The following is a 23,987-nucleotide window of genomic DNA, read 5'->3' as shown; positions in this document are numbered from 1 at the left end:
TGCCTCCCTTCGATCCGCGTATAGTCTTCACCACTCGGCAACACTGCCGTCCGAATGGCGCCAGATCGGATTGCGCCAGCGATGCCCCTCCTTCGCGCGTTCGATCACATAGGCCTCGTCCACCTCGATGCCGAGACCGGGCCCCTGCGGAATGGAAACGAAGCCGTCTTCGTAAGCGAAGACCTCCTTGTTGGAGATGTAGTCGAGGATGTCGTTCGCCTCGTTGTAGTGGATGCCGAGGCTCTGCTCCTGGATGAAGGCGTTATAGCTGACGGCATCGACCTGCAGGCAGGCGGCAAGCGCAATCGGCCCCAGAGGGCAGTGCGGCGCCAGAGCCACGTCGTAGGCCTCGGCCATGGCGGCGATCTTGCGGCATTCGGTGATCCCGCCGGCGTGGGAAAGATCCGGTTGAATAATGTCGACGAAGCCGTCCGAGAGAACCGATTTGAAGTCCCAGCGCGAATAGAGCCTTTCGCCGAGTGCGATCGGCGTCGAGCAATGATTGGCGATTTCCCTCAGGGCTTCGCGGTTCTCGGAAAGCACGGGCTCCTCGATGAACATCAGTTTGAACTGCTCCAGCTCCTTGGCGAGTACCTTCGCCATCGGACGGTGGACCCGCCCATGGAAATCGACGCCAATGCCGATATGAGGGCCGATCGCATCCCGAATCAGCCCTATCGTCTCTACAGCCTTGTCGATCTTCTCGTTGGTGTCGACGATCTGCATCTCCTCGCAGCCGTTGAGCTTGATCGCCTTGAAACCGCGGGCGACCACCTCACGCGCATTGTTCGCGACATCGCTCGGGCGGTCGCCGCCGATCCAGGAATAGACCTTGATCCTGTCGCGGCACTGGCCGCCGAGCAGAGAGTGGACGGGCTGACCGAGCGCCTTGCCCTTGATGTCCCAAAGCGCCTGGTCGATGCCGGCAAGCGCACTCATATGGATGGCGCCGCCGCGGTAGAACCCGCCGCGATAAAGGACGTTCCAATGGTCCTCGATCAGGAAGGGGTCCTTGCCCACGAGATAGTCCGAAAGTTCGTGAACGGCAGCTTCGACCGTCAAAGCGCGCCCCTCGACCACGGGCTCCCCCCACCCCACGACACCCTCATCGGTTTCGATCTTGAGAAACAGCCAGCGCGGCGGAACGATATAGGTGGTCAGCTTCGTGATTTTCATGAAATGCGTCCAATCTGAATAGGAATATGGCGATCCGAACGGCGTCTATGTCGGCGGTCAGCCTTGCGGCGAACGCCGCTCGACGGCGACGGCAAGATCACGTGCGGCAAGGTCCAGCAACTGGTACGAACAGTTGCGCGCTGCCGCCGTGTCGCGCATCCGCAGCGCTTCGACCAACTGCCTGTGGATTTCCACGGCGTCGCCGCAAGTGTCCGCCGCCTCGTTCGAGGCTTGCAGAGAGAATTTGAGGCCGGCCTGAATGATGCTCGCCAGCTGCTGAAACACCTGATTGTGGCTCGCTTTCAGGAGCGATTCGTGGAAGGCGACGTCCGCCGCAGTAAACTTCACGATGTCGCCTTCGGCGTCCTTCATCTGCTGCCAGGCGCGCTCGATCGCGGCGATTTCCTGCACCGTCGCGCGCGCAGCAGCCAGCTCCGCCGCAACCGGCTCGATCGCACGGCGCGCTTCCAGAATACAGTTCAGAAGATCGAACTGAAAAATCCGATCGCCGATCCACTCCAGGACCTGTTGGTCGAGAATGTTCCACTCGTCCTTGCTGCAGACGACGGTGCCGACGCGCGAACGCCCGCGCACAAGGCCCTTCGATTCGAGAATCTTCAGCGATTCCCGAATCACCGTGCGGCTGACGCCGTAGCGCTCGCACAGGTCGTTCTCCCGCGGCAGGAAACTGCCTGCCGGATAGTCGTCGCCGCAGATCTCGGCGGCGATCGCCCGCGTCACATCCTTCTGGAACTCGGGGCCGGCGGGAAGGCGCGCCGCTCGGTTCCATCGATTGATCCTGTTGTCCTTGCACCGAAATCTCCATGCGCGGGCCGCTATTTTCCTGGGACTTGAAGCGCGATGCTTATCGCAATTGAGCCGAAGTGACGACCCTTCGTGCAGCACGCATTATCAGACACGCGATTATCATTCATCATACATGTCCAATTGACAAGTATGATCTTTCCATCATACACAAATGCGGCTGCTGGGAGCAGTTCGAACAGGGAGAGAAATCATGCGCTTTATCAAAGCCGTCGCTTTGGCCGGCACCGTCGCGATTCTTGCTGCAACATCCGCCTTCGCCGCCGACGTGAAGATCGGCTTCATCGTGAAGCAGCCGGAGGAGCCGTGGTTCCAGGACGAATGGAAATTCGCCGACGAAGCGGCCAAGGAAAAGGGCTTCACGCTCGTCAAGATCGGCGCCCAGGATGGCGAAAAGGTCCAGTCGGCCATCGACAATCTCGGCGCCCAAGGCGCGCAGGGCTTCATCGTCTGCACGCCGGATGTGAAGCTCGGCCCCGGCATCGTCGCCAAGGCGGCAGCCAACGACCTCAAGTTGATGACGGTCGACGATCGGCTGGTCAACGCCGACGGCAGCCCGATCGAGGACGTTCCGCATATGGGCATCTCCGCCACCAAGATCGGCGAGACCGTGGGCGAGGCGATCGTCGCGGAGATCAAGAAGCGCGGCTGGGACATGAAGGAAGTCGGCGCGATCCGCGTTTCCTACGACCAGCTCCCGACCGCCGTGGACCGGGTGGAAGGCGCGCTCTCCGTTCTGAAGGCGAACGGCTTCCCCGAAGCCAACATCTTCGACGCGCCGCAGGCAAAGACCGACACCGAAGCCGCTCTCAATGCCGCGACAGTCGTTCTCAACAAGAATGCGGGCATCAAGAAGTGGATCGCCGTCGGCCTTAACGACGAAGCCGTGCTTGGTGCAGTGCGTGCCACAGAGACGGTCGGCATCCCCGCAGACAGCATGATCGGCATCGGCATCGGCGGCGCGGACTCCGCGATCAACGAGTTCAAGAAGCCTTCCGCGACGGGCTTCTACGGCACCGTCATCATCTCGCCAAAACGCCACGGCTACGAGACGGCCCTCAACATGTACGAGTGGATCGCCAACGGCAAGGAACCGGAAAAGCTGATCCTGACCGCCGGCCAGCTCGCGCTGCGCGACAACTATGAGGCCGTCCGCAAGGAACTCGGCATCGAGTGAGCCCTGCCCCGACTGAAACGAGCCCGGTGTCGCCAAGCGCCGGGCGTCCTTCCCGGAGCGCTGCAATGCAGGACTTTCTGGAATTCCAATCGATTTCAAAAGGCTATCCCGGCGTTCAGGCGCTGTCGGAGGTCTCCTTCTCTGTACGCAAGGGCGCGGTCCACGGGCTGATGGGAGAAAACGGAGCCGGGAAGTCCACCTTGATACGGGTGCTCTCCGGAGACCAGGCGGCCGACACCGGCGAGATCCGCATCGACGGCGAGCCGCAGCACTATCGTTCCGTACGCGATGCCTTCAACGCGGGCGTCATCGTCATCCATCAGGAACTGCAGCTCGTACCGGAGCTGACGGTCGCCGAAAACCTTTGGCTCGGCCGCTTCCCCGGCAATGCCGGCGTCATCGACCGTCGACAACTGGTTCGCGTCGTCTCCGACAGGCTTAAAGAAATCGGTATCGACGTCGATCCCGAGGCGAAGGTTGCATCCCTGTCGATCGGCGAGCGGCAGATGGTCGAGATAGCCAAAGCGGTGATGACCGACGCTCGCGTGATTGCCTTGGACGAGCCCACCTCTTCGCTCTCCTCGCGAGAAAGCGAAATCCTCTTCGCCCTGATCGAAAGATTGCGGTCGAACGGCACGGTCATCCTCTATGTCTCGCATCGGCTGGACGAGATCTTCCGCCTGTGCGACAGCCTGACCGTGCTGAGAGATGGCCGGCTCGCAGCCCATCATCCGGACATCTCGAAAGTCGGCCGCGAGCAGATCATCGCCGAGATGGTCGGGCGCGAAATTTCGAACATCTGGGGTTGGCGCGCCCGGCCGCTCGGAGCTGCGAGGCTTTCGGTCGAAGGCGTTTCCGGCATCACCCTGCCCCAACCGATCAGCTTTGCCGTCCGCGCCGGCGAGATTCTCGGCTTCTTCGGCCTGATCGGCGCGGGCCGCAGCGAAATGGCCCGTCTGGTCTATGGCGCCGATCGCCGGCGGCAGGGCAAGGTCCTGGTGGACGGCGCCGCCGTACCGGCGAACAGCCCGCGGCTGTCGATCCGTGCCGGCGTCGTTCTGTGCCCGGAAGACAGGAAGTCCGATGGCATCGTGCACGGGCGCTCGATCGAGGAGAACATGGCGATCTCCTCCCGCCGTCATTTCTCGCCCTTCGGAATTGTCGACAAGCGTAAGGAGGCGGACCTTGCCGAGCGTTTCATCGCCAAGCTGCGGGTGCGCCCGCCCTCGCGCCACCAGGACATCGTCAACCTTTCCGGCGGAAACCAGCAGAAGGTGATCCTCGGCCGCTGGCTGTCGGAAGAAGGCGTCAAGGTGCTTCTGATCGACGAGCCGACCCGCGGCATCGATGTCGGCGCGAAATCGGAAATATACGAGATTCTTTACGAGCTTGCGGCTCAAGGCATGGCGATCGTCGTCATTTCGAGCGAACTGCCCGAAGTCATGGGGATTGCGGACCGCATTCTCGTGATGTGCGAGGGTCGGATCGCGGCCGAAATCGACCGGAGCGATTTCGACGAACACCGGATACTCGCAGCAGCACTTCCGGATGCCTCAGCCACGACGGCCACTCTTCCCGAACAGGTAAGCTGACCATGACGACTTCCTTGAAAAAAATTCTTCTCGGCGAACAGGGCCTGCTGGTGATCTTTGCCGCCGCCTTCGTAGTGGTGTCTCTGACGGTTCCGAACTTCCTCACCGAGCGCAACATGGTCGGCTTGCTGCAATCGGTGGTGACCATCGGCGTCGTCGCCTGCACCATGATGTTCTGCCTGGCCTCACGCGACTTCGATCTTTCGGTCGGCTCTACCGTAGCCTTCTCGGGAATGGTTGCCGTAATGGCGTCGAACGCGACGGGCTCGATCGTGCTCGGCCTTCTGGCGGCTCTTGCCTGCGGTGGGATCGTTGGTCTCGCGAACGGCATCGTGATCGCCCGTTTCCGCATCAATGCGCTCATAACGACGCTGGCGACGATGCAGATCGTACGCGGCTTTGCCTTGATTGCATCGGACGGCCGTGCCGTCGGGATCAACGATCCGGCATTCTACCAGCTCTCTCTGTCGAAGTTCCTGACGGTACCCACGCCGATCTGGGTGATGGCCCTCTTTTTCATCGTGTTCGGTTTCCTGCTCAACCGGACCGTCTTCGGCAAGAACACCCTTGCGATCGGCGGCAACCCGGAAGCCTCGCGGCTGGCCGGCGTCGATGTTGCGCGGATGCGCATCTGGATCTTCGCCCTGCAGGGACTGGTATGTGCGGTAGCAGGGGTCCTGCTCGCCTCGCGCATCACTTCGGGGCAGCCGAATGCGGCCACCGGGCTCGAACTCTCGGTGATTTCCGCCTGCGTTCTCGGCGGCGTCTCGCTTGCCGGCGGCCGGGCGACCATGACGGGGGTCGTCGTCGGCGTTCTGATCATGGGTATTGCCGAGAATGTCATGAACCTGCTCAACATCCAGGCCTTCTACCAGTATGTGGTGCGTGGTCTTATCCTGCTGATTGCTGTCCTCCTCGACAATATGCGCTCTGTCGCCGGCAGGCCGCGAGGGTGATTTCCGGCACGACGGACGCAGGTCCCTCGTTCTCAATCCTTATTCCTCTGCCTGTCACAGAAATCATGCCAGCCCAAACCCTTGGGCTGGCTTTACGCGTTTCGCCGCGGGCGTATCCATATGTGAAATATATTTCATATTGCGAAATATATTGACACGCATCCCTTCCTAGCGTTACCTGCCTCTACCGGACTTCGAGGAGGAAGAACGGATTTCACGAACACAGCGGCCGCCTTTGGCGCGCCGACGCGCTTTTTGGGAGGGGCTTCGGCCTCGAGGAGGACTCTTGCGCAATTTTCTCAGCACGACCGCGATGGCGGTCCTCGCAACCACGCTTCTTGCCGGCACGGCCGCCGCCGCGACGGACAACCCGTTCCGCTGCAAGCCGGGCGAAAAATACGTCATGAACGTGATGGTGTCCGGCGTCGAATACTGGTTCCCGGTCTACGAGATGTTCAAGCAGGCCGGCCAGCAGTTCGGCTGCGAGACGGAATACACCGGAACGCCGGAATATGACGTCAACAAGCAGATCGCCAGCTTCGATCAAGCCTTGGCGCAGAACCCGGCCGGCATTCTGGTTCACCCGATGAACTCGGATCCGTTTATCGAGCCTATCAACCGGGCGACCGACCAGGGCACGGCGGTCGTGACCTTCGCCGCGGATTCTCCCCTGTCGAAGCGCGTTTCCTACATCACCTCCGACAACACACGCGAAGGCATCTACGCCGCCGACAAGATCGCCGAAAAGCTCGGGGGCAAGGGTGAATATGCGGTGCTCGAAAATCCCGGCCAGGACAATCACGACAAGCGCATCGCAGCCTTTATCGCCCGCATGGAGGAGAAATGGCCCGACATGAAGCTCGTCGGGCGGGCCGCTTCCAACCAGGACCCTAACAAAGCCTATCAGGGGCTCACGAGCCTCATCCAGGCCAACCCCAATCTCGGCGCCGTGTTCATGCCCGAGGCAAATTCGGCGATCGGCGCGGCGCAGGCGAACAAGGAAACGGGTGGCAAAGTCCTCGTCATGTGCGCCGACGTCAACGCCAATATTCTCGACATGATCAAGGCGGGCGAGGTCTTCGGCTCGATCAACCCCAACCAGGGCATGCAGGGCTATATGGGCTTCCTGCTGCTCTGGCTCGCCAAGCACCCGGAGCTCATCGACCCGATGAACGACGCCAAGCGATCCGGCTTCAATCCGATGAGCATCCCCGTCGTCGACAACGGCCTCTCGATCGTCACGGCCGATAACGCCGACGATTTCTACTGGGACAAGTACCTGAAACGCCGCGGTACCAAGGGCATCGAGGAATAGGATCGCATGGGCGGCCGCCCGGATACTTGCTCCGGGCGGCCGATGAGGCGGGAGGGGAAAATCGCGATGACGTCAGAGACCGTGCTGGAGATCCGCAATGTCAGCAAGCATTTCGGCGCCGTGAAGGCGTTGACAGGCGTAGACTTTCGGCTCGAACGAGGCGAAGTTCACGCACTTTGCGGCGAGAACGGCGCCGGCAAGTCGACACTGATGAACGTCATTGCCGGCGTGCTGCACCCGTCGGACGGGGAAGTCCTCATCGAAGGCGCACCCGTGAAGATTGCCTCGCCCGCGGTCGCACAGTCGCTCGGCATCGGCCTGGTGCATCAGGAGATCGCGCTTTGCCCCGACGCGACCATCGCCGAAAACATGTTCATGGCGGCGACGAACCGCCGACGCTCGGCTTTGATGAACTACGCTCAGCTGGAGCGCGACGCGCAGGCCGTGATGAATCGTCTGGCCCCGATCGACGTCAGCCAGAAGGTCGGCGACCTGCCGATCTCCAGTCAGCAACTCGTCGAGATCGCCAAGGCGCTGACGCTCGATTGCCGCGTGCTTATCTTTGACGAGCCGACGGCGGCGCTGACAGAGAGCGAAGCGCAGGTGCTCTTCGGCATCATCCGCGATCTCAAGGCGCGCGGCATCTCGATCATCTATATCAGCCACCGCATGGCAGAGGTGTTCGATCTCTGCGACCGGGTGACCGTCTTCCGCGACGGGCGCTATGTCGCGACGGAAAAGATCGCGGACGTCACTCCTGACGATGTCGTCCGACTGATGGTCGGCCGCGAGATCAGCCAGCTTTATCCGGACAAGCCGCTTCCCTCCGAACGCCTGGGCGAGCCGATTCTTTCAGTCCGCGATCTCGGCGATGACGCACGCTTCCGCGACGTCAGCTTCGAGCTCCGCCACGGCGAAATTCTCGGCGTCGGTGGCCTGATCGGCTCCGGACGGACGGAAATTGCCGAGGGCATCTGCGCACTGCGACCGGTGACGCAAGGCGAAATCCGGCTGCATGACCAGGTGCTTCGTCTGCGGCGCTATTCCGACGCGGCGAAAGCCGGCGTCGTCTATCTATCGGAGGACCGGAAGGGATCGGGCGTTTTCCTCGATCTCTCGATCGCTCAGAACATTGCCGCACTCGATCTGAAGGCATTGACCTCACTTGGCCTGCTCGACTCCCGCAAGGAAAGAGTGCTCGCCGAGGACCTGACCCGCAGGCTTGGCGTCCGGATGGGCGGCGTCGACATGCCGGTCTCCTCGCTGTCGGGCGGCAACCAGCAGAAGGTGGCGATCGCCAAGCAGCTGGCCGTCGATCCAAAGGTGATCCTGATGGACGAGCCGACGCGCGGCATCGATGTCGGCGCCAAATCGGAAATCCACCGCCTGCTGCGCGAGCTTGCCCATGCCGGCATCGGCATTCTGGTCATCTCGTCCGAACTGCCGGAGCTGATCGGCCTCTGCGACCGCGTCCTGGTGGTGCGCGAGGGACGGATCGCAGGCGAGGTATCGGGCGACGAAATGACCGAGGAGGCGATCATGCGGCTGGCATCCGGCATCGGGTCGGCAAGCGAAACCAACTTGAAGGCATCCGGGCATGCTGCCTGAAGAAGCGGGAGACAGGACTATGGCAGTCGATACATTGGCGGTCGCAGGAAAAACGCGCAGGCCGGCATGGAAGCGGATCGGCACGATGCGCGAGGCCGGACTGATTGCGATCATCCTTTCGCTCTCGGTGATCATGAGCTTCGCCTCGCCGCATTTCCTGACGCTTGGCAATTTCCGGGCGATGCTTATGTCCTTCTCGGTCGAGGGCATCGTCGTCGTCGGCATGACGATCCTGCTGATCGTCGGCGGCATCGATCTTTCGGTCGGCTCCGTCGTCTGCTTCTCGATGGTGCTCTCCGGCTCGCTCTTCCTGATCGGCGTCGATCCCTGGACGGCATCGCTCGTCGGAATTGCCGCCAGTGCCGCCATCGGCTGCATCATGGGCTTCTTCGTCACCGTGGTCGGGCTCAACCACTTCATCACGTCGCTTGCGGCCATGGTGATCGTTCGCGGTCTCTGCCTCGTCATCACCAAGGGCACGCCGCTTTCGCTCTTCACCTTGCCGCCGGCATTCAAGGCGGTCGGCCAGGGTACCCTCTTCGGGGTTCCCTATGTGATCCTGATCTTCATCGCCGTCGTCGCCGCCTTCGATTTCCTGCTGCGCCGGGCAACCGCCTTCCGCAAGGTCTTCTACACCGGCAGCAACGAGAAGGCCGCGCTCTACTCCGGCATCAAGACGAAGGAGGTCAAATTCTGGGTGACGGTGCTTTGCGCGACGCTTTCCGGCGTGGCGGGGACGATCTACATGTCACGCTTCGGCGCGGCGACGCCGACCTTCGGGGTGGGCATGGAGCTCAACATCATCGCCGCGGCGGTGATCGGCGGCGCCTCGCTGAACGGCGGCTCGGGCACGATCCTCGGTGCCATCCTCGGCATCGCCCTGCTCTCCGTCGTCACCAGCTCGCTGATCCTGCTCGACGTTTCGGTGTACTGGCAGGACATGATCAAGGGCTGCATACTGCTCGCCGCCGTTTCGATCGATCACTTGCTGCACAAGCGGAAGGCTCTCTGACATGGCGAACGCCAAACCGAAATCACAATCCGCCCCGCGCGAAGAAATCGTCATCGCCAGGCAGATGCATCAAGCCCTGGTGCTGCACTTTCTGGAGGGTTTGACACAAGCGCAGATCGCCGATCAGCTCGGCATCTCGCATGCGACCGTCAACCGCCTCATCAAGCGTGGGCGCCAGCTTGGCCTCGTCGAGATCAAGATCAAGTCGCCGGTCGAGCCATTGGTGGAAATCGAAGAACAACTGCTGGCGCTCGGAGGCATCCGCCGCGCGGTCGTCGTGCCGACGGTTTCGGACAATCCCCAGATCGCCCTGCAATCGGTCGGCGAAGCCGCGGCACGGCTCATGCTCGAACAGATCGCCGACGGAGACACGATCTGCATCACCGGCGGCAAGGGGTGAGCGCCGTGGTTGCCGGCCTGCAGCCGTCGCGCCGCTTCGATATCGAGGTCGTTCCCGCGACCGGTTGCGTTCAAGGCAAGCACTATACCGACGTCAACCACGTCGCCACCCTGATGGCAGACCGGCTCGGCGGGCATTCCTTCCAGATACACGCGCCGCTCTTCGCCGACAGCGAAGCGGAACGGAAAATGCTGCTCGGCATGCGCTCGGTTGCCGACGTCTTCAAGCGGGCGCGCGACGCGAAGATTGCCGTGGTCGGCATCGGCTCTATCCTTTCGGACGACTCCAGCTATTACGACCTGCACCCCTCCTCCAGCACCGATCGCGAGGCGATCGAGCAATCCGGCGCCTCCTGCGAACTGCTGGCGCATCTGCTCGACGATTGCGGGCGCGTCTGCGGCTACGGGCTCAATCGGCGTCTGGTTTCGCTGACGCTCTCCGAATTTGCTTCGATCCCGACGAAAATCGGTGTCGCAAGCGGGCCCAGCAAGGCGGGGCCGATCTTAAGCGTCATGCGCGGCAATCATCTGGACACGCTCGTCACGGATCAGGCGACGGGAGCGCGCATTCTCGAACTGGCCAAGGAAGGCGGAGAGCGTTCATGAATGGACAACAAATCATGCGGGAGATCGGCCGCTCCGGGGTCGCAGCCTCAGCGGTCGGCCTCGGCACCTGGGCAATCGGCGGCTGGATGTGGGGCGGCACGGACGAACGGGAATCGGTCGCCGCCATCCATGCCTCCCTGGATGCAGGCGTGACGCTGATCGACACGGCACCCGCCTATGGGCTCGGGCGGGCGGAAGAGATCGTCGGCAAGGCGCTTTCCGGGCGCCGCGACAAGGCGGTGATCGCAACGAAGTGCGGCCTCGTCTGGCACACACGGCAGGGCAATCACTTCTTCGATCAGGACGGCAGGCCCGTCCATCGCCATCTCGGCCGGGAATCGATCTTCCACGAAGTGGAACAAAGCCTCAGCCGGCTCGGCACGGACTATATCGACCTCTACATCACCCATTGGCAAGACCCGACGACGCCGATCGAGGAAACCATGCGGGCGCTCGAGGACCTGCGCGCCGCCGGCAAGATCCGGGCGATCGGCGCCAGCAATGTCAACCTGGAAGAACTCGAGATCTATGTGAAGATCGGCGGTCTCGATGCGATCCAGGAACGGTTCAGCATGCTCGACCGGGAGATCGAAGCGCAGCTCCTGCCGGTCACGACGGCAAACGGCGTGGCGACGCTCAGCTATTCGTCTCTCGCTCTGGGCCTTCTCTCCGCCTCGATCGGGCCGGAACGCGTCTTTTCCGGCGACGACCAGCGCAGGGGCAATCCGCGTTTCTCCGTCGCAAACCGGGAGAAGGTCACGCGCTTCGCCGAAGCGATAAGGCCGATCGCGCAGGAGCACGAGGCATCGATCGCCCAGATCGTCATCGCCTGGACCCTGGCGCAGCCCGGCATCACCTTCGCGCTTTGCGGCGCGCGCAATCCCGCCCAGGCGCTCGACAATGCAAGAGCCGGCACGATCCGGCTCAGCGCGGAGGACCTCTCGACGGTCGAGGCGACAATAGCGGCTGAGCTGGCGAATATGGACAGGTAACGGACCGCCCCATGACAAGGACAGAGATTTTGGACGGGCTCCGCCGGAGCCCGAAGGTGGACGTCTGCGTCCTCGGCGGCGGCATCAACGGGCTCAGCGTCTTTCGCGAGCTCGCGCTGCAGGGGCTACGCGTCCTGCTCGTCGAGAAGCACGATTACTGCTCGGGCGCGAGTGCTGCGCTGTCGCGCATGGTGCATGGCGGCCTGCGCTACCTCGAAAACGGCGAGTTCACGCTGGTGAAGGAGTCGCTCGTGGAGCGCGACCGGCTTCTCAGGAACGCGCCGCACCTCGTGGCGCCACTTGCGACGACGGTTCCCGTCTTCGACATCTTCTCCGGCCTCGCCAATGGGATCGTTCGCTTTCTCGGCTTGAGCCGTCGGCCGAGCCGCCGCGGGGCTATCGCGATTAAGGCCGGACTTTCGATCTACGACTTGCTGACGCGCAAGCGGGCACTGATGCCGCGCCACCGGTTCCGCGGCCGTCGCGCGACGCTGGCGAAATGGCCGGCGCTCAACCCGAAGATACGCAGTTCCGCCACCTATTACGATGCCTGGGTGAGCCACCCCGAGCGGATCGGCATGGAGCTGTTGCGGGACGGACTGTCCGCCTCGAGCGAAGCGGCGGCGCTGAACTATGCCGAGCTTCGCCGAAACGAGGCCGGCAAATACGTCATCGCCGACGGCATCGATGGGGTCGGCGTCGAAATCGAGCCGAGTCTGATCGTCAACGCGACCGGCGGTTGGATCGACATCACCAATGGCGCGCTCTTGCCGCCGGATCACCCCTCCACCCCGCTGATGGGCGGCACGAAGGGATCGCATCTCATCATCGACAATATGGATCTGCGCGACGCGCTCGGCGATCACATGATCTATTACGAGAACGAGGACGGCCGCATCTGCATCCTCTTTCCCTATTTCGGCAAGGTGCTGGTCGGTTCGACCGACATCCGGGTCGACGACCCCGGGACGGTCAAGTGCGAGAAAGAGGAGCGCGATTACATCCTGCAGTCGCTGGCCTTCGTCTTGCCTGGTATCGAGATCGGGCAGGAGGAAATCGTCTTCCAGTTCTCCGGCGTGCGACCGCTGCCCGCCAGCAGCGACAGTTTCACCGGCCGCATCCCGCGCGACCATTTCTGCACCACGATCGAGAGCGCCGGCACGCCGGTACTGTGCATGATCGGCGGCAAGTGGACGACCTTTCGCTCCTTCGGCGAACTTGCAGCCGATACGGCGCTGGAACGCCTCGGCCTTTCACGCCGCGTCTCGACGGCTGACCGCGCCATCGGCGGAGGGCGGGGATTTCCGGTCGATCGCGAAAGCTGGATTGCCGCCCTGGCCGCTCGCTGCGGCCTGCCACCGCCGCACGCCGCCGAATTGTTCTCCCGCTACGGAACGGAGGCGGAGGCGCTGGCGGCTTTCCTAGGCCAGGGAAGCGATGCCGTGATCCCGGGCGCCGCTCATACGATGCGGGAACTTCTGTTCCTGATTCGCAACGAGGCGGTCGAGCATCTGGACGATCTGCTCTTGCGCCGCACGACGCTCGCCATTTCGGGCACGCTCTCGCTCGCCATTCTCGACGCCGCGCTCGAACTGCTGGCCGAGGAGAAGGGATGGTCCGAGGCGCGCCGCCTGAGTGAGCGGAACCGGTGCCTGGCGCTCCTGCGAGACCGGCACGGGGTCGACGAGAAAGCCCTTGCAGCCCGAATGCCGCCCCCATTGGCGAAGGCCGTCGCGGCGGGTTGATACCGCAATCTTTTGCGGTGGCTCCGACCCAGGCTGCCGCGCAACCTACGACGAAGGAGAAAAGCATGAGAATCAATAGCAAGGTGCGGATGAACCGCCTTTTCGACGGCGGACGCTGCCTCGACGTGGCGATCGATCACGGCGTCTGCAACGAGCCATCCTTCCTGAGCGGACTCGAGAACATGGAGTCCGTGGTGAAGACACTCACCGCGGCGGCGCCCGACGCGATCCAGATGAACTACGGCCAGGCCGATCTGCTGCAGGATCTGCCCGGAAAGGACAAGCCGGCGCTCGTCATGCGCATCGACATGGGCAATCCCTATAACCGCGTCCGCCACCGCGACATGTGGGCGGTGCTGCAAAACGAGGCCGAGCCGCTGATCGGGGCGCTGGCCATGGATGCGGCCTGCGTCGTCGTCAACCTGTTCATGCTGCCGGACGAACCGGATCTTTTCCGCCAATGCGTGCAGAACATCGCCCGCGTCCGGGCCGATTGCGACAAATACGGCATGCCACTGATGATAGAGCCGCTCGTCATGCAGCCGGTTACCGAGCATGGCGGCTACATGGTGGACGGCGATGCCGACAAGATCGTCACGCTGACACGGCTTGCCCGGGAGATGGGCGCCGATATCGTCAAGGCGGACCCGACCACCGATGCGGACGAATTCCACCGGGTGGTCGAAGCGGCGCGTTGCCCGGTTCTCGTTCGCGGCGGCGGCAAGGAGGATCTGAGATCCGTCTTCGACAAGTCGGCGGCCTTGATGAAGCAGGGCGCGATGGGCATGGTCTACGGGCGCAATGTCTATCAGCACTCCAATCCGAATGCCGTGGTGCGCGGACTGATGGCGATCGTTCACGACAATGCGAGCGGCGAAGAGGCTTTCGCGCTGTATCGTCAAGGTTGATCTGATATCGGACCTTGGGAGGGGTTCAGCATGGGAGACTATCTTTTGGGCCTCGACGCCGGCAACACCGTCATCAAGGCGGTGATCTTCGACCGGCAGGGCAAGGAAATCGCTTCGGCCGCGGCGGAAGGGCACAGCCGGATGCCGTTCCCAGGCCATGTCGAGCGCAGCCTGGACGAGCTATGGGAGAATGCCCGCCGGGTCATCCGCACATGCGTCGATGAGGCTGGGATCGACGCCGGCGAAATCGCCGCCATCGGCTGCGCCGGCCATGGCAACGGGCTCTACGCGCTCGACCTCGAGGGGCGTCCGCTTCTCGGCATACAGTCGCTCGACACCCGTGCGGCGGCGCTTGTCGAAGAGTGGACCTCGCAAGGTGTCGGCGACCGGACCTATCCGATCGGCCAGCAACGGCCCTGGCCTTCGCAGACCCCCACGCTTCTCGCCTGGCTGAAACGACACCGGCCGGAGGTCTTCGCCAGCATCGGCACGGTCTTTCTCTGCAAGGATTTCATCGTCAACCGGCTGACGGGCGCGCGCGTCAGCGACGTCTCGGACATGACCGGCTGCGGTTTGCTCAACGTCGCCGGCCGGCACTACGACCGGGAACTCATGGCAGCTTACGGGCTCTCCGAAACGATCGACCTCCTGCCGCCGCTGGTGGAAAGCGCCGACGTCGCCGGTCGCATCACCGAAGCGGCCGCAGCCGAGACGGGGCTTGCCGCCGGAACGCCGGTGGTCGGCGGGCTCTTCGACGTGGTCGCCTCGGCGATCGGCTCGGGGGTCACCCGCACCGGGGCAGCTTCCATCATCGCCGGGACCTGGAGCATCAATCAGGTGATCATCGAAAGCCCGGAGCTGGAGGGACCGGTGTTCATGTCCTCCACCTTCGACCGCGACCGCTATATGGCGATCGAGTCCAGCGCGACCTCCGCCGCAAACCTCGAATGGCTGGTGCGGGAGTTCTTTTCCGAGGTGCGCTCCGATGGGCGTTCGCCCTTCGACCTCTGCTGCGAGCTAGCCTCCTCAAGCGATCCGGCCTCCGACGACCCCATCTACCACCCCTATCTCTACGGCGCCCAGCAGGACGGCAGCGCGCGCGCCGGGTTCTACGGGATCGCCGGCTGGCACACGAAAGGCCACCTCGTGCGCGCAGTACTCGAAGGCGTGGCATTCGGTCACCGCCAGCACATAGAGACGATGCGCAAAGCAGGTGCGGCCTTCGACGAGGCGATCCTTTCCGGCGGCGGTTCGCGCAGTCTCATATGGCCGCAGATATTCGCCGACGTCCTCGGCGTCCCGGTCTCCGTGGCCCGCTCGCGTGAGACGGGCGCCCTGGGGGCGGCAATCGCCGCCGGCACCGGTGTCGGCATTTTCTCCGACTTCGCCGAGGGTGCGGCCGCGATGGTGAGAACCGAGCGGCACTATCGTCCGAACAGGGCGCTGGAGGCCCATTATGCCCGGCGATACGCGCTTTACAGGGACATCGCGGACGCCATGACCCCGATCTGGCGCCGGCTTTCGGCAATGCAGGCCATCACGGCGGGAGTTGCGGCGTGAACGCGGATATGAACGAGACGATCGCCGATGCGGGCAGTTACGATTTCATCGTCATCGGCGCCGGCTCCGCGGGCTGCGTCCTTGCCAACCGGCTTTCCGCCGACCCGAAAAACCGGGTCCTGCTGCTCGAAGCCGGCGGCAGCGACCGTTATCACTGGGTGCATGTGCCGATCGGCTATCTCTACTGCATGGGCAATCCGCGCACCGACTGGATGATGAGGACGGCCGCGGAACCCGGTCTCAACGGCCGCAGCCTCCCCTATCCTCGCGGCAAGCTGCTCGGCGGCTGCTCTTCCATCAACGGCATGATCTATATGCGTGGGCAGGCGGCCGACTACGACGGCTGGCGTCAGGCCGGCAATACCGGCTGGGGCTGGGACGATGTTCTGCCCTATTTCCTGAAGTCGGAGGACAACTTCCGCGGCAAGTCGCCGTTGCATGGCGCCGGCGGGGAATGGCGAGTCGAACGGCAGCGTCTGTCCTGGCCGATCCTTGATGCCTTTCGCGATGCCGCCGAAGAGCTCGGCATTCCGAAGACCGAGGATTTCAACACGGGCGATAACGAGGGATCCGGCTATTTCGAGGTGAACCAGCGCGGCGGCCTGCGCTGGAACACGACCAAGGCGTTCCTGCGCCCCGCCATGAAGCGGCCGAACCTTCGGGTGCTGACGGGCGCCGAGACCGAGCGTCTGATCTTCGACGGCCGCCGGACGAAGGGCGTGCGCTTCCGGTCGGACGGCCGCATCCACGTGGCGCGCGCCACGCGCGAGGTCATCCTCTCTGCGGGCGCGATCAACTCGCCGAAAATCCTCGAACTATCCGGGGTGGGCCGGCCGGACGTCGTCTCGGCAGCCGGCGCGCAGGTCGTCCACCACCTCCCCGGGGTTGGCGAGAACCTGCAGGATCATCTTCAGATCCGCACCGTATTCCGGATCGAAGGCGCGAAGACGCTGAACCAGCTCTATCACAGCATTTTTTCCCGCATGAGAATGGGCTTCGAATACATGCTGAGGCGGTCCGGCCCGCTGTCGATGGCACCGAGCCAACTCGGCATATTCGCGAAAAGCAGCCCCTCCGTCGCAACCCCCGACCTCGAATACCATGTCCAGCCGCTGAGCACCGACCGATTGGGAGAGCCGCTCCACAGCTACCCGGCCGTCACGGTCTCGGTCTGCAATCTGAGGCCGGAAAGCCGGGGGAGCGTGCATGTCACGACAACGCAATCATCCGCCGCGCCGGACATCCGGCCGAACTATCTGTCCACTGCCGGCGACCGGCTGCTTGCGGCACGAGCGATCCGCCACGCTCGCAATCTCATGGCGACGAAGGCCATTGCAAGATTCAAGCCGACGGAAATACTGCCCGGCGCGGGGTTCCAAAGCGAGGATGAACTTGTCCGCCGGGCAGGCGACATCGCGACGACGATCTTCCACCCGGTGGGAACCTGCAAGATGGGCAGCGACCCAATGGCAGTGGTGGATTCTTCGCTGAAAGTCCACGGGATTACTGGCTTGCGCGTCGTCGACGCGTCGATCATGCCGGCCATCGTCTCTGGCAACACCAATTCACCTGTCATCATGATTGCGGAAAAGGCGGCGGAGGCGATCCTCCGCCACTAATCTAAGACTAGATCACGATTTCGAAACTCATGACGAAACCGCACGCGGCGTCCTCATCCACCCCAGGTGACGGGTCTCGGGGCGGATGATGCATCCTGGAAATCGACCCTCGAACGTGAGCGTGGGCCGTCCAACTCCAAAAGGCGCTGGAACTGACCGGCGACGTGGCGGCGCGGGCCCGGATTGATCCTGCTTCAATGGTTTCGTGCGAGGCATTGTGCTCATCGTGCTGGGCTGCTGGACTATGCCGCCAGCGTCGATACCCGTCCCTCGGAAGCTGGCGGTTCAGTTCAGTGTTCTTCGCCAGGCGGTACTTCGCGTCATCGGCAAGGGCCGGAGCGGCGACGAAGAGGATCGCTGTGGGACAGAGCGCTGGAGAGAAGGTGTGTGTTCATGGTCATTCTCAATAGTTTCGATGTGAGAGACGGTGGCATTCGGCCGCTTCACTCGCTTTTGCGGCGTTTGCAGGCTCGTCCAGATTTGACGAGGTATTCAATTTCGAAACGCGTCACGCCGATGTCCTTGAGGATGTAATCCGGCATTTCCTGCAGAGCGCACCCGCGTGCACGACCGCTTTGTCGGCGACGGTGGATTGCCTGGGCCACCTGTGCCACGCAGCTCGAGAAGGCTGTGCCTAGTGCCGTGGTCAAAAAGGGCGACGGATTGGTGTTGAAGGAGGTCTTAGACATGGTGCTTCCCTCTTGGTCTGAGTGTCGGCCTGTCGGTGGACACTCACCAATGCGGCTGTTGCGACGGAGCCACCGCCTTGTTGTTCCAGATGTGGTGGCAAAGGCTCGTCCAGCCCGCGTGCCATCGTCGTTCAGCCCGCACGAGCCATCCATTTGTTACTGGTACCCGGTCTGAGCCTCTGCGGCAGTTCCGGAAGTAACAGGAACCAGCGTTGGCGCCCCCCTCAGCAGCGCACGAACCGCGCATCCGTGGGTGTTCAGACCCGGTAGACGCGACGGTGCGCGCCGGAGATTTGATTTTTCTTTGATCAAGCCCACGCATGGAGAGCATATGCAAAAATATACTTCCTTACCGTGCCAGTAGGGCAGGCTCTTGAGCACTTCTGAGGGAAGATTGGTGTGAAAAAGCAGATCTAATTCAAACCCGAGACATGACTTCAGGGCGTAGTCAAAGACGCCAGAGTGGCCGTCTGCCTGCCACAACCATGCTCTGTTTCGCCAGTGCCCACCGCTGCCGCACATCGAGAGTATAAGGGCTAGGCGCCCAGGCACCTCAGGCCGATGAATAAAGGACTGCTTGCAATCTTTCGCCGCTCAAGCCCCAGCGAGTAAGCGATCTTCTGTAACGGGCTTTGCGTCAATACCTTGTAAGTTCGATCCCTCGCCGAGTGCTCGCTTCTGTTGGGGTGGACGGCCCCCGCACGGCATCGAAATGTGCCAGAGTGAGTCGTTGTGAACTCAAGCAAAGAGGATCTCGGCCAGCAGGTGATTGTCCAAGACGTTACCGGCGCCGGCGGCAATCTCGGCGCCGCCTTGGCAAAGCGCTGCACCATACTTCTGACATGTTGCTCAGCCGAGTTCTTGGGCGAGTCCGATGAGAAGCCCTTCGGGCCCACGGATGTAGCAGAGCCGATAGACGTCTTCATAGTCGACGACTTCGCCTACGAGCTGCGCGCCGCGGCTGCGAAGCCTGTCCAGCGTCTCGTTTATGTCGTCGACGGTGAACATGACGCGGAGGTAGCCGAGAGCGTTGACCGGGGCGTTCCGGTGATCCGCGACGACCGATGGCCTGAGGAAGCGGGAGAGCTCTAGCCGGCTGTGTCCATCAGGGGTGCGCATCATGGCAATTTCGACATGCTGATCGCCCAGCCCAGTAACACGTCCCGCCCATTCTCCTTCGATCGTGGCCTGCCCTTCGAGCTCGAGGCCGAGCTCGCGAAAGAACTCAATCGTCCCTTCGAGATCTTCGACGACGATTCCGACGTTGTCCATCCGCTTGAGCGCCATGTTTCCAATCTCCCGGGTGTCGTTCCAACCTACAAGGTATCGCCTGGTCTAACAACGGACACTTGAAGTGCCCGAAGACGGCGCTCAAGATATGAAAACAGGTTTCCCGCGACCCGCGTCCTGCCGACTTGGTGGAAACGCAGCGGCAGGCCAAGCGGTATCCACCTTGTATCGATGGCGATCAGGCGGCGCTCGCCTGAGCGAAACAGCAAGGCGTCCGCGCGCATGTCCGAGTTGAAGCGCTTGCCGAACCAGCCGAAATTTTCCATCACACCGTCGAACGAATGGTCGGCCGGAATGCTACGCCCTTTTCATAGGCCGACGAGTTCGCGCGGCTCGATCGGCGGCAGGCTTTGGAACGCCTCAAGCGCTCTCCGCTGGTCTTTCAGCGGATCAGTTGTCCTTATGCTGGCGCTTTTTGACCCGCCGTCTGGATCTGGCGTTGCGGCGCGCGTCTCGTAACTCCTCGAGCGTCGGCATCCACCAGCCGCGATTCAGTTCGTGCTGTTCCGGTGGCGTCCGCGACGGCCAAGTTGCCACTAGTTCGTCCAGCGAGCCCGGCCGCCACGACGCCCAGACATACTCCTCGCCATCCACTGCGGGAAAGTAGAATGCGCTGACCGTGGTGGGGTCCGCCAGTTCTCCGTCAGTGCCGATAAAGAACACGACGCCGACATGCGTGCCGATCGCGCGGTCCAAGGGCGGGGCGTCATTGCTGGGAGCCGGGTAGCGCTTCCGCCGCCGCTCCCTTGTCCTGGCTCTGCGTGCTTCGTCCTGCTCGGTCCCCTCGATCGCCTCGCGCCGCGCCCGCCTTGCTTCCGGCTCATTGCGCTCGGCGGCCGCCTCGATTGCCGGCCAGCGTTGCCGGAGTTCTTCAAATGAGCGGTCAGGGCACCGTCCAGAGGCGGCGATCGGCGTCCCAACGCGCGTAAGGAATTTCGCGGATTTCGTTGACCACAGTCCGTGAATAGGGCGTCCGGATCTGGAGGGTTGCCGGTGCCGCCTCAAGGTAGCGGCTTTCGATCGGCTCGAAGGCAAAGACGTCCCGACCCTTCTCGTCGGCGAATCTATCTTCTTCAGCCTCCATCTCGGCCAGCCATCGGCCGATCCGCTTCTCGGCGGTACGGCCCGGTACGAACCAGGCATTGAGGCGATCGCTCCACCTAGCGCGCGGGAACGCCTCCCGAAACCGCGCGACCGTTATCCGGTCGCGCGGCAACTCGGTCGTTGCACCCTCACGCGGGCGTGGTTCGGATGTGTCCTTTCGTTCCATATCACATCGCCTGGCAGCCACGCTTCAGAGATCACCCTGTCCGCCTTGATCTGACATGCGTCTCGCCGCACGGTTCGCTAGTCTTCTTGAAATCCCGTATGGCGCTGTATTTTGCAAGATTGTTGGCCATGCTCAGCGGCTCGACACACGGATGGCGCCGGCATCTCCAAGACTGCGCCGGACGGCGGTGACCTGGCTGGACGCGATATCGGCCGAGACCTCGATCTCGCCTGCGAGCGGCGCGTCTCGACGGGCGCCCCCGTCATGAGAGGCATCCCCGCCCGAGGGCCTCGCACCCGCAGTGTTCCGGTCGCTTGCCGACTGAACGAAGATATCGGGCCTCGAAATCCCGTGCTGCTGGACCAGATGCTCGACTGCCAGATCGGCTGCTTCGCGTGTTTCGAACGTGGCCCGGATTGTCGTGGTGCTGTCGTCCGCCATTGGCTGTTCTCCTGATGTTAAACTCACGGGATGAAGAACGCCTCCGGCGGCTGGTAGTTTCGCTTGCGGCGCCCCTTCCGGAAATAACCGTCTGCCGCCTTCGTTCCGGCCGAAATACCTGCACTTTGACCGAACCGGACTGAACGACAGCAAGCAAAGGAGACGATATTGAGCGAATCGGGTTCGAGCAATGCGGAGCGGAAGCTGGAGCTGACAAGCCGGATTGTCGGAGCCTATCTAAGTCGCAATGCGGTTCCTGCCCGCCTATGCTTGCCGCCGTCTGAGACTGCGCTGTGTCAGACTATCCGGCCTGGACGATCTCTCCGGGTAGCCACCAAACCGGGAGTTTATGTGACGCCCTTAGTAAACTGAGTGGGGACAATGTGCCGCTGGAAGAGCACGAAAAGGATGAGGACCGGCACGACCGAGAGGAACGCACCTGCCAGAACCAGGCCCCAATCGCCCTGCACACCCCCAAACGAACGACGTAGGCTGAGGAGCCCGACTTGGACCGTCAGCGCTTCAGGTGGGCTGGTGATAAGGACAAGGGGCCAAAAGAAGTCGTTCCAAGCGCCTTGAAAGGCGAGAATCGCGTTGACCAACAAAGCCGGCTTGGCGTTTGGCAGAACGATCTTCCACAAGACCTGAAAACGGTTAGCGCCATCGACGATGGCAGCTTCCTCTATCTCTCTTGGGAACCCCTCGAAAAACTGCTTCATTAACAGGCCATTGGCCGAGGCGACGAAAACAACGATTACGCTCCAGGGGGTATTTGGAAGCGACAGGTCCCGGAAAATCAAATAGTTCGAGACGAAGGTCACTTGCGCCGGAATCGTCATTGAGAAGATCAGTGCTGCGAACAGTAGCCGGCTGCCCCTGAACTTGAGCCGCGCGAGCGCATACCCCGCAAGGCTGGCGACGACGAGCGTCAGGACCAGGCGCCCGGTAGCGATGGCAAGACTATTGACCAGCCAGCTTCCGAACAGGCTCTTCCCTGTCTGCAGGTCAGCCGTCTCGTTTATAACGCGCCGGTAGTTGTTGAAGATCAACCCGAGAGCGCCTGGTGTGATGTTGTCCCAACTCAGCAGACGTCCACGACGCTCGGATCGCGATGGCGAAATCGGACTGTCGATAAGCGTTTGAGAAGGCGGAGCGGTCAGATTGAGCGGCGTGCGTTCGATCCGCGGCCCGTTCCGGCGGTCGGTACGGTAGGCGATCTCATAGACGAATGTTCGAGTTTGCCACACTCGCCGAATGCCGCTTTCGTCATGAACCTCCATCGTTGCCGAACTGGAACTTTTCAGGGCAATCGACGCGTAATCCGCCGCATAGTCCCGCATGAGCGCAGCGGCGATGCCCGATCCCGGGCGCCGACGGGGAATCTCGGCCTTCGGTTCGACGATGTCGGCGACCGCCGCGTAGGTGACACTGAACTCGACTTTGGCTCCATAAGAAAACCCTCCCCACAAAGCGTCGCCCGCGCCCTCATGTCCCAAACGCGCCGCGGCAATCCATGCGGCCGGATTTATTTGATCGAAATAGATGCGGAATGGTCTTTCGAGTGGATCGACCTTTAGGCTCGCCATGAAGGCAAGAACGAACATCCCCCCATTATGGTCGCGACGGCAAGAAAGGTCATATACAACCAGGCGCGTGCCGCAAGCTGCCGCCGGCGAAGTGCGACAACCGGCAGACGGCGGCGCGGGGGCAAAGCAGTCACGGCGGTCATCCTCGCCATCAGTCGGCCCTTTCCTTCACACCGACCGATTTTTGCACGTAGACGACTGCGATTGTGAGAATGCCAAGGACGAGCGCAGCGGCACTCGCCACGCCAATCCTGGACGAGGCGCCAGCCGGAAAGGCGTTCTCATAAATGTAGTAGGCAAGCGTGACGCGGCTTGCGAGGGGCGCTGCATCCCCCAGAATAGCGACCTGGTCGAACATCTGCAGGGTGCCGATGACGCCCATCGTAACGACGGCGAAGGTCACCGGTCTGAGCGCCGGCACGGTTATGTGGCGAAATCGCTGAAAAGCATTGGCCCCGTCGATCTCGGATGCGTCGTACAAAGCGTTTGGGATTGACTGTAGCCCCGCCAGGAACAGCAGCATCAGCGTCGGACTGTCGTGAAGACATTCATCAACGCCACGGACCACAGCGTGACCGGCATGAAAAGGAAATGCTGCTGGGTATTTAACCAGGTGATAAGCAGATCGTTATCGAAAACAGGCAGCAATCCCGCGAAAGCACAGGTAACGACAAGCGTTAATGCGCCAAAGGCGGCCGCGAGCAGAAAGAAGGGATCGAGGATCGAGATCCCTTCATACCTGCGCCGCGCGTTGAGAACGAGTGCGCCCTGCAACGCAACCAAGCCCATGAAGAACAACAGAATGTGCCCGCGGTAGGCAAGGACGACGCTGACTGTCGCGGTCATGAAGCCATCTCTCTGAAAGAGCCAGAGAAAGATAAGCGTCATGGCCGTACTGGACATGATCGACGGCAGGTAAAACACCGTTTGAATGAGTCCCCTCGCCCGGACGGCGTGTTTCACGAGAACCGCCAGGGCAAGCGCAAGCATGCTCTGGACTGTTGTGACGATGAGCGAGAAGCCGATCGTGTTGCGCAGGGCGATAAGGAAAAGTTCATCGGAGACGAGTGCAGTGTAATTGGACAGCCCGACGAAGCCCGGTCCCTTGAACAAGTCGAAATCGGTAAAGCTGTAGCAGGCTGTCCGGACGATCGCGTAGACGAAAAACAGCGCCATCGAGATTGTAAAGGGCAATACGAAGAGCCAGCCGCTCCTCTCTTC

General features: G+C 62.3%; 17 protein-coding genes and 5 pseudogenes. 12 read left to right on the top strand and 10 right to left on the bottom strand.

From position 1 onward, the window contains the following. Positions 1-27: 27 nt before the first annotated feature. Positions 28-1,176 (bottom strand): galactonate dehydratase, encoded by a 1,149-nt coding sequence (dgoD, locus tag N0Q91_RS28285; protein ID WP_100672290.1) that lies wholly within the window; start codon positions 1,174-1,176, stop codon positions 28-30. Positions 1,177-1,233: 57 nt separating this feature from the next. Then, positions 1,234-2,002 (bottom strand): annotated as a pseudogene (locus N0Q91_RS28280) (FadR/GntR family transcriptional regulator). 192 nt (positions 2,003-2,194) lie between these two features. Here N0Q91_RS28280 and N0Q91_RS28275 point away from each other — a divergent pair. The 12 genes and pseudogenes from N0Q91_RS28275 (at position 2,195) to N0Q91_RS28220 (ending at position 17,490) form a co-directional block, all read left to right on the top strand. After that, positions 2,195-3,178 (top strand): arabinose ABC transporter substrate-binding protein, encoded by a 984-nt coding sequence (locus N0Q91_RS28275; RefSeq protein WP_275598829.1) that lies wholly within the window; start codon positions 2,195-2,197, stop codon positions 3,176-3,178. 65 nt (positions 3,179-3,243) lie between these two features. After that, on the top strand, positions 3,244-4,770 hold the full coding sequence (gene araG, locus N0Q91_RS28270; RefSeq protein WP_275598828.1) for an L-arabinose ABC transporter ATP-binding protein AraG: 1,527 nt from the start codon (positions 3,244-3,246) through the stop codon (positions 4,768-4,770). 2 nt (positions 4,771-4,772) lie between these two features. Then, complete coding sequence (araH, locus tag N0Q91_RS28265) at positions 4,773-5,726, top strand: L-arabinose ABC transporter permease AraH (RefSeq protein ID WP_275598827.1); 954 nt, start codon at positions 4,773-4,775, stop codon at positions 5,724-5,726. A 286-nt stretch (positions 5,727-6,012) separates the two neighbouring features. Next, complete coding sequence (locus N0Q91_RS28260) at positions 6,013-7,041, top strand: substrate-binding domain-containing protein (RefSeq protein ID WP_275598826.1); 1,029 nt, start codon at positions 6,013-6,015, stop codon at positions 7,039-7,041. A gap of 66 nt (positions 7,042-7,107) precedes the next feature. Then, positions 7,108-8,649, top strand: coding sequence for a sugar ABC transporter ATP-binding protein (locus tag N0Q91_RS28255; protein ID WP_275598825.1), 1,542 nt, complete (start codon positions 7,108-7,110; stop codon positions 8,647-8,649). A 19-nt stretch (positions 8,650-8,668) separates the two neighbouring features. Next, the gene (locus N0Q91_RS28250; RefSeq protein WP_018098536.1) at positions 8,669-9,661 is read left to right on the top strand and encodes an ABC transporter permease; all 993 of its coding nucleotides are present in this window, start codon (positions 8,669-8,671) and stop codon (positions 9,659-9,661) included. Between the two features lies 1 nt (position 9,662). Next, positions 9,663-10,666 (top strand): annotated as a pseudogene (locus N0Q91_RS28245) (sugar-binding transcriptional regulator). Beyond that, positions 10,663-11,658: an aldo/keto reductase gene (locus N0Q91_RS28240; protein WP_275598824.1), complete on the top strand. Its 996-nt coding sequence runs from the start codon at positions 10,663-10,665 to the stop codon at positions 11,656-11,658. Before N0Q91_RS28245 ends, N0Q91_RS28240 begins: the two are co-directional and overlap by 4 nt. A gap of 11 nt (positions 11,659-11,669) precedes the next feature. Beyond that, entirely contained in the window at positions 11,670-13,403 is a 1,734-nt protein-coding gene (locus N0Q91_RS28235) for a glycerol-3-phosphate dehydrogenase/oxidase (protein ID WP_275598823.1), read from the top strand. Between the two features lie 65 nt (positions 13,404-13,468). After that, positions 13,469-14,311 carry a class I fructose-bisphosphate aldolase gene (locus tag N0Q91_RS28230; protein ID WP_275598822.1) on the top strand — a complete coding sequence of 281 codons (843 nt, stop codon included), beginning with the start codon at positions 13,469-13,471 and terminating at the stop codon, positions 14,309-14,311. A gap of 30 nt (positions 14,312-14,341) precedes the next feature. Further along, on the top strand, positions 14,342-15,871 hold the full coding sequence (locus tag N0Q91_RS28225) for an FGGY-family carbohydrate kinase (RefSeq protein ID WP_275598821.1): 1,530 nt from the start codon (positions 14,342-14,344) through the stop codon (positions 15,869-15,871). Between the two features lie 8 nt (positions 15,872-15,879). Further along, a complete protein-coding gene (locus tag N0Q91_RS28220) occupies positions 15,880-17,490 on the top strand; it encodes a GMC family oxidoreductase (RefSeq protein WP_275599750.1) in 1,611 nt (536 codons plus the stop codon). A gap of 443 nt (positions 17,491-17,933) precedes the next feature. Here the strand turns inward: N0Q91_RS28220 and N0Q91_RS28215 are convergent, their stop codons facing one another. The 8 genes and pseudogenes from N0Q91_RS28215 to N0Q91_RS28180 form a co-directional block, all read right to left on the bottom strand. Continuing rightward, complete coding sequence (locus N0Q91_RS28215) at positions 17,934-18,179, bottom strand: DUF1127 domain-containing protein (RefSeq protein WP_102762682.1); 246 nt, start codon at positions 18,177-18,179, stop codon at positions 17,934-17,936. 849 nt (positions 18,180-19,028) lie between these two features. Then, positions 19,029-19,466, bottom strand: coding sequence for a VOC family protein (locus tag N0Q91_RS28210; RefSeq protein ID WP_102762681.1), 438 nt, complete (start codon positions 19,464-19,466; stop codon positions 19,029-19,031). Positions 19,467-19,534: 68 nt separating this feature from the next. After that, a pseudogene (locus N0Q91_RS28205) lies at positions 19,535-19,873 on the bottom strand (GXWXG domain-containing protein); the annotation flags it as partial. Beyond that, a pseudogene (locus tag N0Q91_RS28200) lies at positions 19,860-20,739 on the bottom strand (hypothetical protein). The pseudogenes N0Q91_RS28200 and N0Q91_RS28205, both read right to left, overlap by 14 nt. 132 nt (positions 20,740-20,871) lie before the next feature. Further along, positions 20,872-21,180: a hypothetical protein gene (locus N0Q91_RS28195; protein WP_275598820.1), complete on the bottom strand. Its 309-nt coding sequence runs from the start codon at positions 21,178-21,180 to the stop codon at positions 20,872-20,874. 347 nt (positions 21,181-21,527) lie between these two features. Beyond that, positions 21,528-22,918, bottom strand: a pseudogene (locus N0Q91_RS28190) (carbohydrate ABC transporter permease). Further along, complete coding sequence (locus N0Q91_RS28185) at positions 22,918-23,289, bottom strand: carbohydrate ABC transporter permease (protein WP_275598818.1); 372 nt, start codon at positions 23,287-23,289, stop codon at positions 22,918-22,920. The pseudogene N0Q91_RS28190 and the gene N0Q91_RS28185 overlap by 1 nt, the downstream one beginning before the upstream one ends. Continuing rightward, entirely contained in the window at positions 23,289-23,942 is a 654-nt protein-coding gene (locus N0Q91_RS28180; RefSeq protein WP_275598817.1) for a carbohydrate ABC transporter permease, read from the bottom strand. The genes N0Q91_RS28185 and N0Q91_RS28180 overlap by 1 nt, the downstream gene beginning before the upstream one ends. Positions 23,943-23,987 lie beyond the last annotated feature (45 nt).

The organism is Sinorhizobium prairiense (assembly GCF_029201645.2).
GTDB classification, from domain to species: Bacteria; Pseudomonadota; Alphaproteobacteria; order Rhizobiales; family Rhizobiaceae; genus Sinorhizobium; species Sinorhizobium meliloti_A.
The sequence above is the reverse complement of the archived record's forward strand: the minus strand, read 5'-3'. Positions and strand labels throughout refer to the sequence as shown.